This is a genomic window from Halomonas sp. CKK8, from assembly GCF_029625235.1.
GTDB classification, from domain to species: Bacteria; Pseudomonadota; Gammaproteobacteria; order Pseudomonadales; family Halomonadaceae; genus Halomonas; species Halomonas ventosae.
This window is the reverse complement of sequence record NZ_CP121193.1, coordinates 483,261-496,047: the sequence shown is the minus strand read 5'-3', so window position 1 is coordinate 496,047 and position 12,787 is coordinate 483,261. Positions and strand designations below refer to the sequence as shown.

Annotated in this window: 10 protein-coding genes; 6 read left to right on the top strand and 4 right to left on the bottom strand. The window is 66.6% G+C overall.

The window, feature by feature from the left end; translation table 11 throughout:
- Positions 1-90: 90 nt before the first annotated feature.
- Positions 91-1,275: an MFS transporter gene (locus P8934_RS02410; RefSeq protein ID WP_278032753.1), complete on the top strand. Its 1,185-nt coding sequence runs from the start codon at positions 91-93 to the stop codon at positions 1,273-1,275.
- On the opposite strand, the gene P8934_RS02405 is transcribed toward P8934_RS02410, so the two are convergent.
- The 3 genes from P8934_RS02405 to P8934_RS02395 form a co-directional block, all read right to left on the bottom strand.
- Complete coding sequence (locus P8934_RS02405; RefSeq protein WP_278032752.1) at positions 1,272-1,856, bottom strand: GNAT family N-acetyltransferase; 585 nt, start codon at positions 1,854-1,856, stop codon at positions 1,272-1,274. The two genes, P8934_RS02410 and P8934_RS02405, sit on opposite strands and share 4 nt — an antisense overlap.
- A gap of 101 nt (positions 1,857-1,957) precedes the next feature.
- Positions 1,958-3,190 carry a DUF3422 domain-containing protein gene (locus P8934_RS02400; RefSeq protein WP_278032751.1) on the bottom strand — a complete coding sequence of 411 codons (1,233 nt, stop codon included), beginning with the start codon at positions 3,188-3,190 and terminating at the stop codon, positions 1,958-1,960.
- Between the two features lie 96 nt (positions 3,191-3,286).
- Positions 3,287-4,255, bottom strand: a complete 969-nt coding sequence (locus P8934_RS02395; RefSeq protein WP_278032750.1) for a magnesium transporter CorA family protein — start codon at positions 4,253-4,255, stop codon at positions 3,287-3,289.
- Positions 4,256-4,437: 182 nt separating this feature from the next.
- On the opposite strand from P8934_RS02395, the gene P8934_RS02390 reads away from it, so the two are divergent.
- A complete protein-coding gene (locus P8934_RS02390; RefSeq protein WP_278032749.1) occupies positions 4,438-5,334 on the top strand; it encodes a universal stress protein in 897 nt (298 codons plus the stop codon).
- Between the two features lie 33 nt (positions 5,335-5,367).
- Here P8934_RS02390 and P8934_RS02385 read toward each other — a convergent pair whose 3' ends face one another.
- Entirely contained in the window at positions 5,368-6,081 is a 714-nt protein-coding gene (locus tag P8934_RS02385) for a DUF3581 domain-containing protein (protein WP_278032748.1), read from the bottom strand.
- Between the two features lie 351 nt (positions 6,082-6,432).
- On the opposite strand from P8934_RS02385, the gene nhaD reads away from it, so the two are divergent.
- From nhaD to P8934_RS02365, 4 genes are all read left to right on the top strand, one after another.
- Positions 6,433-7,860: a sodium:proton antiporter NhaD gene (gene nhaD / locus P8934_RS02380; RefSeq protein WP_278032747.1), complete on the top strand. Its 1,428-nt coding sequence runs from the start codon at positions 6,433-6,435 to the stop codon at positions 7,858-7,860.
- Positions 7,861-8,231: 371 nt separating this feature from the next.
- The gene (locus P8934_RS02375) at positions 8,232-8,678 is read left to right on the top strand and encodes a hypothetical protein (RefSeq protein ID WP_278032746.1); all 447 of its coding nucleotides are present in this window, start codon (positions 8,232-8,234) and stop codon (positions 8,676-8,678) included.
- Complete coding sequence (locus P8934_RS02370; protein ID WP_278032745.1) at positions 8,647-9,870, top strand: hypothetical protein; 1,224 nt, start codon at positions 8,647-8,649, stop codon at positions 9,868-9,870. The genes P8934_RS02375 and P8934_RS02370 overlap by 32 nt, the downstream gene beginning before the upstream one ends.
- A gap of 33 nt (positions 9,871-9,903) precedes the next feature.
- On the top strand, positions 9,904-12,732 hold the full coding sequence (locus P8934_RS02365) for an EAL domain-containing protein (RefSeq protein WP_278032744.1): 2,829 nt from the start codon (positions 9,904-9,906) through the stop codon (positions 12,730-12,732).
- The last annotated feature ends 55 nt before the right edge of the window (positions 12,733-12,787 follow it).

Genomic DNA, 12,787 nt, shown 5'->3' with positions numbered 1-12,787 from the left:
GCAGCCGATGCCGCGACAGAGGCAGGGAGGAGTCACCGGGGCGGGAAAGATGGCACAATCGCGCCCTTTGCCGCCTGCCAAGGAGGGGACATGCCGGCCTCGACGCCCCATGCCCGCCGGGTCACCCACCGCTACTTCCTGGTCATGCTGGCCGTGGGCATGAGCGGCGGCCTGCTCGGTCCCGCGCTGCCGCACCTGGCGGCGATGACCGGCTCGACCATGGGCCAGATCTCGGTGCTGTTCACCGCCCGGGCACTGGGCAACATGCTCGGCTCGCTGCTCTCGGGGCGGCTGGTGGACCGCTTCCCGGGCCACCGGGTAGTGGCCGCCATGCTGCTGCTGATGGCGGCGGGGCTCATGCTGGTGCCCTTCAGCCAGGGGCTGGCGATGCTGACCGGTGTCGTCTTCCTGCTGGGCCTGGCCGAGGTCTCGGCCAACGCCGGCTCCAATACCCTGCTGCTGTGGGCCCACGGCAAGGATTCGCCGCCCTGGATCAGCGCCCTGCACTTCTGCTTCGGCCTGGGCAACACCCTGGTGCCGCTGGTGCTGGTGGCGGTGCTGGCACTGACCGGCCACTTCGCCTGGGCCTTCTGGGCGGTGGCGCTCTATGCGCTGCTGCTGCTCTGGCCGCTGGTCCGCCTGGAGAGCCCCCGGGCACCAGTCGCCCGCGAGGACGACGCTCCCGTGCCGCCCGCCGATGCCTGGCGGCTGGGGCTGTTCCTGTTCATGTTCGGCCTCTATGTGGGCATGGAGATCACCTTCGCCGGCTGGGTCACCGCCTACGCCACCCTGCGTGGCATGCCCGGCGAGGAGGCCGCCATGCTGGCCACCCTGTTCTGGCTGGCGCTCTCGGTGGGACGCCTGCTGGCGATCCCGCTGCTGCGCCGCTTCTCGCCCTGGTGGGTGCTGCGCGGCTGCCTGGCCCTGGGGCTCGCCAGCGCCCTGGGGCTGCAGCTGGACTGGCTGCCGCTGGGGGCCGTCTCGTTGCTCTTCGGGCTGTCCGCCTCGGCGATCTTTCCCACCCTGTTCGGGCTGAGCAACCAGCTGATGGCGATGAGCGGACGCACCACCGGAATGATCTTTCTGGCCGCCGGCAGCGGCGCCATGGCGGTGCCCTCGCTGGCCGGCCCGCTGCTCGAAGGGCTCGGGACGCGCAGCTTCCCGCTGCTGCTGATGGCGCTGGTGGGCCTGCTGGCCATGGCGCTGTTCGCCCTGCGAGCCAGGGTGGCACGCAGCTCGGGCGGAAGCGCCGCGTCGAGTCCGGCAGGCTCCTAGCCTCCCTCCAGGCGCCGGGCCATCAGCAGCCAGTCGCCGCCATGCGGGCCGCCTGGCCAGGGAACCACCGGGAGGGACGCCACCTCGCGATAGCCCAGCCGACGGTAGAACGCGCGGGCAACGCCATTCTCCGAGGCCACGATCAGGCTGATCTCGTCGCAGCCGGCGGCAATCGCCGAGGCCTCGGCCTGTGCCATCAGCAGGCGGCCGATGCCCTTGCGGCGTGCCGACGGCAGAGTGGCGATGGCGTTGATATACCAGCTCCCCGGGACCCTGGCCTCGAGACGCAACAGCGGCTCGACCACGGCGGGACAGTCGTCCAGTTCCTCGGGATCGCCGGCATCCGACAGCCGATAGGCAAGGATCATCCCCACCAGCCGCCCCCGGTCGATGCACACCCTGGCGTGGCGGTAGCTGAAGCCGCCCTCCTGCCTGGCAGCGCGTTGCATGCCGACCTCCAGCGGGGATTCGCCGCCCTCTGCCATCAGCCCCCAGAGGTACTCTGGCAACCCCTCCCCCGCCAGATTGATCAGGTAGGCCAGGTCCCGGGCATCGGCCCGGACCGCATCACGTAGCCGCATGGTCACCTCCCGAAGGGGTGCAGGTGAGGGACAGGCCCGGAGGGGCCTGTCCTCAGCATAGCGCCAACCTCCTGCCCCTGCCGGGATCGAGCCCCCTCTCGTCAGTGATTCTTGACGCGCTGGATCCGCCAGGCCAGCAGGCCGATGATCCCCAACCCCAACGGCCCCAGCACGGCGGCGGCAACGCTGGGCTCGATCGCCACGCCCAGGGCGCCGAGGCTCTGCAGCCCCAGCTTGAACAGGCTGAAGAGGTAGTAGCTGATGACGATGATCGACAGCCCCTCGACGGCCTTCTGGATCTTCAGCTGGCTGCTGGTGCGCTCGTTGAGGCTCTGCAGGATCTCGGAGTTCTGCTCCTCGATCTCCACCTGGGCACGGGTCCTGAGCAGGTCATTGAGCCGTGCCACGCTCTCCGCCAGGCTCTCCTGGCGCTGGTTGATCGCGGCGCAGTAGTGCACCGTCGGCCGGAAGCGGCGCAGGATGAAGGTCCCCAGCCGGGGGCGGTCGCCGAGGCGCTCCTCGCGCAACTCCTCGATGCGGTTGAAGACGATCCGCGCATAGGCCTCGGTGGCACTGAAGCGCTGGCGCGAGCGGGCACCGGAGCGCTCGAGCCGGGCCGAGAGCGCGGAAATGGCCGCCAGCAGCGGCCGGGAGCTCTCCTCCTCGTCCTCGGTATTGCGCTCCGAGAGCTCGCCGAGCTCGAGCTCGTGGTCGCGCAGCTCGAGGCTCATCTCCTTGGCCACCGGCAGCGCCAGCGAGGCCATCATGCGGTAGGTCTCGATCTCCAGCAGCCGCCGGGTCATGCGGCCCAGGCGAAAGGCGTTGAGGCCACGGTTGACCAGCAGCAGGCGATTGACGCCGGCCGCCGTGAGCCGGAAGTCGCTCCACACGGTGGCGTCGCCATCGCCCACGCTGGAACCGGCGGGGTCGCGAAAGCCGTAGGCCTCGGCGTCGCCGCCCCAGGCGGTTTCGGCCTCCACCAGGATCAGGCTGGCATTGATCAGCGCCCGGCTGTGTTCGGCGGCGATCTCCGCCAGCAGCGGCGGGGGCGAGGGCCAGGGCTCGCCCTGCGCGGGCTTCGGTACCAGCAGGGTCAGGGTGAAGAACTCGGTGTGGCGCTCCCACTTCAAGGTCTGGTCGCCGAGGTCGAGGATCTCCTGGGCCGCCTCGATGTCGGGTGTCTTGCCGACCACCTCGGCGACCCGGCCGAGGATGTCCGCGGCGATGTCGTCGCCGTCGAGGAAGGCGTAGTGGTGGAGGTGCGCCGGCTCCTCGAAGTAGATCGAGGGCCGGGCGTGGAGCTCGTTGTGCAGACGGGCGCGTTGTGGGTGCATGTCAGGGCCAGGCAAGGGGGAAAGACCCTCGAGACTAGAGGCTGGCCCCCTCCGGGCCAAGTGCGCCGCGTCAACGTGCCGCGACGGTGGCCGGGCTCACAGCCAATTCCTGCGCCGGAACAGCCACAGCAGGCCGAGGCCGATGGCGAGCATCACCCCCAGTACCACGAAGTAGCCCCAGCGATAGGCGAGTTCCGGCATGTGTGCGAAGTTCATGCCGTAGATGCCGGCGATGAAGGTGAGCGGCACGAAGATCGCGGTGATCACCGTGAGCACCCGCATGGTGATGTTGAGCTGGTGCGAGGAGAGCGAGATATAGCCATCGATCAGGTCGCCGCAGATGTCGTAGTACATCTGGGTCAGGCTGTGCAGGCGCTCGAAGCGCTCGTGGACGTCGTTGATGGCGTGCAGGGTGTCCTCGTTGTCACGGGGCAGGTGCTCGTAGTCGTAGGCGGTGAGCTCCTGGGTGATGCCGACGTGGTAGCGGAACACCCGACGCATCTTCACCAGCCGCGAGCGGTAGGCGATGACCCGGCGCATCAGGGCATCGCTGCCGTCCTCCATCAGCTCGTCCTCCAGGTCGCTGAGGGCATTCTCGAACTCGAGCAGGCTGTCCAGGTAGTAACCGGCGGAGACGTACATGACCCGCAGCGCCACATGCTCGGGGGAGCGGCGCAGCAGTGTCTCGCCCTCGTGGGCCAGCAGGCGGTCGATGCTCAGCGCCAGGCCGGGGTGCAGGCTGATCAGGAAGCGCTCGCCGAGGAAGAAGGCGATCTGCTGGGGCACGAAGTTGAGCTCGGCGTCGAAGGAGGAGATGCCGCGATAGAGGACCAGGGTATGGGTCTCGAACTCCTCGATCTTGGGCGGGTGGCGCTCGCGATGGGCGTCGTCGATGGCCAGGGGGTGGCAGTCGAAGGCCTCGAGCAGCTCTCGCTCGCGCGCCTGTCCCTCGCCCTGCAGGTCGATCCAGATACGGCTTCCAGCCTCGTCGTGCCAGCGTGCAATCAGCTCCTCCCCGCCCCTCGTCACACGGCCATCGGCCTCCAGCAGCAGCGTACGCATCATCGGGTCGTCATCCTTCGGCGAAACAGTTCCTGAACCTTAGGGTACGGCCTCCCCCCTTGCCCAGCAGGGGGCCGAGATGATGGCACTCTACCGACAACTGCCTGGCGGGCCTACCGCTGGGTACCGGCAGTCGATTACAGTGCCAGCATGTCCGGCGTTCAGGTAACGGGGAGGAGATGTCGATGGACGAGCAGATCTCGCTGGTGATCGTGCCCGTGGATGGGTCCCCATCGGCGCAGGCAGCGGTGCGCCACGCCAGCCTGCTGGCCAGGCTGCTGGAGACACCGCTGCAGCTGTTGCACGTGATGCCGCTCAACCCGGCCGAGCTCAGCGATATCCCCGCCAACCGCCAGGTGGAGGCCGACCACGACAGGGCACGACGCCAGGACATCGCCGCCGAGGCCTTTGCCCGGGCGCGGCAGGCGCTCGATCCTGGCCTGGTGCAGGCGCCCAGCGAGGTGCTGCTCGAGGGTGCCAGCTTCATCCGCCATCCCGACCGCACCATCCTCGAGCATGCGGCCCGGCATGACGGATGCCTGCTGGTGCTGGGGGCCCGCCAGCTGAGCGATGTCGGCAAGTTCATGCAGGGCAGCATCAGCAACGAGGTGGTTCACCGGGCCCGCTGCCCGGTCACCATCGTGCATGCCGCGGCCGGCCTGTCCGACGCGGCACGCCTGGGGCAGGTGCTGGTGCCGGTGGATGGCTCCGCCCACTGCCTGAAGGCGACCGCCCTGGCAGGTGAGCTGGCCCGCCGGGCCGATGTGCCGGTGGAACTGGTCTTCTGCCGGCCGGATGGCCGCGCGGCAGTCGCCGGGAGCACGGACGACGGCCCGTCCGAGGAGGCCTTCCGGCGGGCGAGGGAAGCCCTGGGCGAGGTGCCGCGTGGCATCGAGGCGGTGGTGAGCGAGGGGAAGCGCGTCCCCGAGGCCATCGTCGCCCGGGCCCGGCACCACGCCAAGGCGGCGCCGATGGTCATCATGGGCCGCCGCGGCCTGGGCAAGTGGCAGTCATCCCTGCTCGGCAGCGTCAGTCACCGGGTCATCGACCTGGCGCCCTGCCCGGTCACCGTGGTGGCCTGAGCCCCGGGCTGGACGCGCACCGGCGGTGGCGTCTCAGGCCTCGGCCTCGTGGGCGGCCTTGAGGCGGTAGAACTCGGCGACCACCTCGTCCATGGCCTCGGCGTCGTAGTCGCAGAGCCCGCTGACCACCAGCTTCTTGGAGCCGGTGCCGATCGCCTCGCCGCCGGCCAGGATGCGGAACTCCAGCAGCGCATCGCCGCGCTTGCCGGTCACCTCCAGCGAGGAGTCCACGAACTCCAGGCCCGGCGCGGGCGCATCCAGGCGCTCCAGGCAGAAGCCCATGCTGTCGTAGATCACCAGCGGACGCCGCGGGTTGAACATCACCCCCTTCTCCTCCATCAGCGGCTTGAGGTAGTGGGGGAAGTTCTTGCCCGAGAAGGCCACGTAGCTGCGGGTGAAGGCCTCGACCACCGACTCGTCGCGGGTCGCCTCGCCGCTGCGCTCGACTTCCAGGTAGCACTTGCCGTTCTCGTCGCAGACGCGGATCCGGCCATCGTCCTGCTCGCTGAAACACAACGGCGTGCCGCCCCCGACCATGCTCAGGAAGCGGAAGGACATGCGCTGGGAGAGGCCGAAGCGCGCCAGCACCAGGGCAAAGAGCAGGTCACCGGGCACACAGAAGCGGCGTGCATCCGGGTTATGGATGGGGTTGTAGTCGCCGGCAATGCGCTTGGCGAACTGGCTGGCCTGCTGTGCGGAAATGCGGATACGCCCATCCGTAAGCGTATGGAAATCATCGAGAAACATGCACTGTATGCCTGCGTCGTTGGCGGTCTGGACCCTGCCGGCGGTTGCCGGGAAGGCAGATGATGCCACAAAACCCCGCGACAACGCAGGCCGACGCCTCCCGCCGCCGATAGCGGGCCGGGCTGATGGCCCCGACCGGCCTTGATCGTTCCTGCCGGAATGCCGACCGATCATCCTCCTACCAAAGAATCGGGGGGTAATAAATAAGTGGCATACTGCATCGCAACACACTGTGATAAGATTCTGCCGCTTTCCAACCCTTCCCCCACCTCCTGCCTCAGGATGATCGCAGCCATGCTGACAACCTGTCGTATATCCCCCAGGCCACGGCAATCCGCCCGTTGGCCGGGCATGTTCGTGCTCGCCTTGCTCTCGCTGCTGGCCAGCGGCCCCGTGTTTGCCGCCACCGGCGAACTCGACCTGACCGGCTCCTTCGTGGGCATGCTCGCCGTCGCCGTCTTCGTGCTGGCCTACGCCCTGGTCATGGCCGAAGAGAAGATCCACATGCGCAAGTCGAAGCCGGTGCTGGTCGCGGCCGGCATCATCTGGGCGCTGATCGGCTGGGTCTATGTCAAGGCGGGCATGCCCGCCGAGTCGGAGCACGCCTTTCGCGTGACCCTGCTCGAATTCACCGAGCTGATGCTGTTCCTGCTGGTGGCGATGACCTACATCAACGCCATGGACGAGCGCCGGGTGTTCGACGCGCTGCGCTCCTGGATGGTCCGCAAGGGCTTCAGCTACCGCTCGCTGTTCTGGATCACCGGCGTGCTGGCCTTCATGATCTCGCCGATCGCCGACAACCTGACCACCGCCCTGTTGATGTGTGCGGTGGTAACCAAGGTCGCCGAGGGCGACAAGCGCTTCATCAACCTGGCTTGCGTCAATATCGTGGTGGCGGCCAATGCCGGCGGTGCCTTCAGCCCCTTCGGCGACATCACCACCCTGATGGTCTGGCAGGCCGGCCTGATCGAGTTCCAGGAGTTCTTCGAGCTGCTGGTGCCGTCGCTGATCAACTTCCTGATCCCGGCCGTGGTAATGAGCGCCTTCATCAAGAACCGCAAGCCGGCCAGCATGGAAGAGGATGTCTGGCTCAAGCGCGGCGCGCGGCGCATCATCGCCCTCTTCCTGCTCACCGTGGCCACCGCCGTGGCCTGCCACACCCTGCTGCACCTGCCGCCGGTGCTGGGCATGATGACGGGCCTAGGCTACCTGCAGTTCTTCGGTTATTTCCTGCGTCGTACCCTGCCCCGCTCCCTGGAGCGCAAGCGCACCCGCTACAGCCAGCGCGGCGACTGGAAGAAGCTCGAGAGCCTGGGCAGCGTGGTGCCCTTCGATGTCTTCAACCGTGTGGCACGGGCCGAGTGGGACACCCTGCTGTTCTTCTACGGCGTGGTGATGTGCGTGGGTGGCCTCGGCTTCATGGGCTACCTGGGCATGCTCTCGGAGGCCCTCTATACCGGCTGGAACGCCACTGGCGCCAACATTGCCCTGGGGGTGATCTCGGCAGTGGTCGACAACATCCCGGTGATGTTCGCGGTGCTGACCATGGAGCCGGACATGTCCCATGGCCACTGGCTGCTGATCACCCTCACCGCCGGCGTGGGCGGCAGCCTGCTGTCGATCGGCTCGGCGGCCGGCGTTGCCCTGATGGGCCAGGCCCGCGGCAACTACACCTTCATGGGACACCTGCGCTGGACCCCGGTGATCGCCCTGGGCTACATCGCCAGCGTGATGGCCCACCTGTGGCTCAATGCCGAGAGCTTCCACATCTTCAACTGACTCCTCGCCCCGGCGGCCATCCGCCGCCGGGGATCTATCACCGCGTTGATACGCCGGCCTGTAAATTTCCTTAAAGTGATGTAGCGTATAAGAATGACCCGTGCCGGAACGGCATGATGGTCTTCCTGATGCCTGTCGTGGGAAACAGCTGATGCGCATCGGGCATAAAAAACGATAATGCCCTCAGGGGCAGCAGGGAGAAGGCGTCATCGACTCATACACACGTGAAGTACAGGCCACGCCTGCATGGTGCATGAACCTGGCGTTCATCAGACAACGGGAACCCGACCCCCGATGCCATCATTCGTCCTGATCCGCTCCTTGGCAGCGGGCGGCGTTGCCGTTGCCAGCCGGCCGGAGAGGCGCACTTCATGCGGCGCCTGAGCCTGCTGGCCCTGGCCACCGTGATGCTGCTGGCCGGCCTGCCGCTGGCCGGCAGAGTGGCCAATGCCCAAGAAACACCGATCCTGCTGGTGGCACACCCCGATGTGAACATCCGCCAGCTCAAGCGCGATACCACCCGCGCCATCTTCGCCATGAGGCAGCGCACCTGGCCCAACGGCCAGGCCGTGCGGGTCTTCGTGCTCGACAACAACCACCCCGTGCATGCGCGTTTTGCCAAGGAGCAGCTGGCCGTCTATCCCCACCAGCTGCAGCTGGCCTGGGATCGCATGGTGTTCTCGGGGACCGGCCAGGCGCCCGACCGTGTTCGCGACCAGGAAGAGATGCGCGAGCGCATCGCCACCACGCCCGGCGCCCTGGGATATCTTGAAAGGGAGTACCTGGATGATCGTGTCCAAGTCATTTCGATGGAGTGATGCCCGCTCCATCACCGCCATGGCCGCCGCCCTGGCCCTGGGCCTGTCCGGCCAGGTACACAGCGACGAGGGCGTGCTGGACACCCTCCAGGTGCATGGCTTCCTGAGCCAGGCGCTGATCATCACCGACGACAACAACTTCTTCGGCCCCAGCAGCGAGGACGAGGGCAGCTTCAAGTTCACCGAGATTGGTGCCAATGTCTCGCTGCGGCCCCACGAGGACGTGTTGCTGGCCGCCCAGGTACTGAGCCGCCGAGCAGGGGGAGACGGAAGTGATGCCCGCCCGGTCCTCGACTATGGCGTAGTCGACTACCAGATGCTCTCCGACCAGCAACGCACCTTCGGCATCCAACTGGGCCGCTTCAAGAACCCCTTCGGCTTCTACAACCAGACCCGCGATGTGGCCTTTACCCGCCCCAGCATCCTCTTGCCACAGTCCATCTACTTCGACCGAACACGGTCCCTGGGGCTTTCCGGCGATGGCATCAGCCTCTATCACGAGGAAAGGCTGTCGAACGGGGTGATAAGAACCCAGGTTGGTATTGGACAAGCGCAGGCAGGGGATGACCTACGGCGCACCCTCCGCCTGGAGAATGTTCCTGGGTCTCTTGACCCAAAGCAATCAGCCATCGGCCAGATTCGCTATGAGCATGATGGCGGTCGCATCGTTGCAGCTCTGAGTGCCGCACAGGCCAAGGCGAAATTCGACTCGAATACGCCTCTGCAATCCGATATTGCCTTTCGTTTTCGCCCCGTGATCCTGTCGTTACAGTACAACGAGGAGCTCTGGAGCCTGACCGGTGAGTTTGCGCTAAGGCCGACCGAGCTGGAAGGCATCGACAACCCCTGGCTCAACGATGTGACTGGCGAAAGCTGGTATATCCAGTATACCCGACGATTTCTTGATGACTGGCAGTGGCTGGTTCGGTACGACAGCCTGACCAGCAACAGGGATGACCGTTCGGGACAGAGCCTTGAAGATTTTACCGATGGCGCGGTGCCTGCCCATTCGCAGTTTGCCGATGATATCACCCTGGGGCTTCAGTGGACCCCACACCCCAGACTGCTGCTGGCCGGCGAGTATCACCACGTCGATGGTACCGGCTGGCTGCCTGTCCAGGACAACCCGGACCCATCAGAGACCAGTCGCCGCTGGAACATGCTGCTGTTCCAGCTCTCGTTGCGCTTCTAACGTCTCAATGCTCCTGGCCAGGAACCCGCAGAGATGACCCTCCCCGCATCCCTCCGGTCTCGTCATCGACTCAGCCTGACCTGGCGTGTCATCGCCTTGAGCAGCCTGCTGCTGGTCGGGCTGGTGGCACTGTTCACCTGGCTGGGCCACGACAACCTGACCCGCCAGTTCCAGGAAAGCCGAAACCAGCACCATGAGCGCCAGCAAAGGGAGATCCGCCTGGCCCTGCAGCGTTCGGCCGAGAACCTTCGCCAGCTGGCGGGCCTGGCTGCGGCCTCGCCGCGTCTGGGCCCCCCTCTCGAGGCGGGCGATGCGGTCGAGGTCGAGGAGGCACTGGCGTCGCAATGGCCGACCCTGCAGCTCGAGGCCGGCATCGACGAGATACTGGTGGTGGACACCCGGGGGCAGACCCTGGGCCGTTGGGGCGCCGGCCAGTCGGAGGGCAGCTTGCCGATACAGGCCTGGGTGCAACGGATCATGGAGACCGAGATGCCCATCACGGCACTGCGCTGTGCGGCGGACTGCCAGCAGTATGCCGCCGTTCCGGTGCTGGTGAATGGCGAAAGCGTCGGCCTGGTCGTGCTCTCCCGCTCGCTGGCCGATGTGACCCGACAGGCCCGGGAGGTCTCCAACGCCGAGGTGGCCCTGCTGGTGACGGGCCCGATGGAGAGCCGCGAGCTTTCCCAGGAACGCCATCTCGCCCCCTGGAATGGCTATCTGGTGGCCCTGACACGCCAGGAGGAGAGCCTGCCCGTCCTGCAACGGGCTGCCGAACTCGGCCAGATCGGCGACCTGCTGCAAGCCCCTCTGCAGCTGCAGTACCGGGGCCAGTACCTGGAACTCAGCGCGGTCCGTATGGACGAGGACGCGGACCGACGCAGCACCGGCTACTTCCTGCTGGTCTCCGATATCTCCACCCAGATCAGGGCCATCAACGAGGACACTCGCATCCTGCTGGGGGTTGGCCTGGCAGGCTGGATCGCCGCGGAATTGGTGCTGCTGCTGATCCTGCTGCGCCCCATGGCGCGCCTGCGCCGGATTGCCGGCCTGCTGCCGACACTGGCCAGCGGGGGATTCGACGATGTGCGGGCCGCGATCCCGGCCGCCCGCCACCGCCTGCCGGACGAGATTGACGTGCTGGAAGGCACCACGCTGGAGCTCTCGCAACAACTCGAGATGCTGGAACAAGAAGTCCAGGAACGCGGTGACCAGCTGGCGGAGCGCGTCGAGGAGCTGGCCCAGGAAAGGGACTTCGTGAACAGTCTGCTGGATACCGCCCGGGTCTTCATCATCGCCCAGGACAGCAGGGGACGGATCAGCCTTATCAACGACTATACGCGCGCGATGCTGGACCTTGACGAGCCCTCCCTGCTGGGCCGCCACTTCGTGGACGTGTTCGAGGCGGGCAGCCCTTCCCTGGTCGGCGCCTTCGACACGCCGCAGCAGGAGGAGCGGACCCTTCAGACCCCGGACCAGCGCATCCATACCATCGCCTGGTACCATGCCCCGCTGCCCTCCAGCACTGACGGGAGCATGTCGCGGATATCGGTGGGGCTCGACATCACCGAGCGCAAGGCCGCGGAGGCCCGCCTGACCTGGCTGGCCGAGCGTGATCCCCTGACCGAGCTCTACAACAGGCGCTTCTTCCAGGATGCCCTGCAGAAGGCATTGTGGCGGGAATCACGCGGCGCCGTGCTGCTGCTGGACCTGGACCAGTTCAAGGAGGTCAACGAGCTCAGCGGCCACCATGTCGGCGACCGGCTGCTGCGCGAGGTGGCCGAGACCCTGCTGCTGAACCTGGGCCATCGTGGCGTCATCGCGCGCCTGGGTGGCGACGAGTTCTCTCTGCTGCTGGAGCATGCCGACGAGGACCAGGCGGTCCAGGTTGCCCAGTATATCGACCAGTTGCTCGACAGCCTGGGGTTCACGGCCGCGGGGCGGCGCCACCGGGTCACTGCGAGCATCGGCATCGCCCTGTTCCCGGTCCACGGCGCGACGCCGGCCGACCTGATGGCCAGTGCCGACGTGGCCATGTACAAGGCCAAGGAGGGTGGCATCCAGCACTGGCACCTGCTCTCCAGGACCGAGAATGCCAAGGACGAGCTGCAGGAGCGGGTCTACTGGGTCGAGCGCGTGCGCAGCGCCCTGGAAGAGGACAGCTTCGAGCTGATGGTGCAGCCGATCATGCGGCTGGAGGATCGCGACGTGAAGCACTACGAGGTGCTGCTGCGCATGCGTGACGCCGATGGCAGCCTGGTGTCCCCCTCCTACTTCATCCCGGTAGCGGAGCGCAGCGGCCAGATCGTGCAGGTCGACCGCTGGGTGCTGCGCCATAGCCTGCGGCTGCTCAGTCGACTGCAGGAGCAAGGCATCAGCCTGGCGGTCAACCTGTCCGGCCAGTCCCTGCACGATGAAGGCCTGAAGCAGTACCTGGCTGACGAAATCGCGGCCAGCGGTGCCGATCCCCACCATCTCATCCTGGAGGTGACCGAGACCGCCGCCGTGACCGACTTCTCCACGGCACGCGGCGTGCTGCAGGCGGTCCGCGATCTCGGCTGCCGCACCGCCCTGGACGACTTCGGCGTGGGCTTCAGCAGCTTCCACTACCTGGGTCAGCTGCCGGTGGACTACATCAAGATCGATGGTTCCTTCATCCGCAGCCTGCCGATCAGCCCCGAGAGCCGTGTCATCGTCCAGGCTATCGCCGATATCGCCGCCGGCTTCGGCAAGCAGGCCATCGCCGAGTTCGTCGACCAGGAAGCACTGCTGCCGATGCTTAATTCCTATGGGATCACCTATGGCCAAGGCTTTTATCTAGGTCGTCCAGTTCCGGTTCAAATGGCCTTTGGAGATGACACTTGAAGATTTCACGCTTAGACCTTTCAGCGTTCACCTCATCCTCCAGGTTACGGCTTAA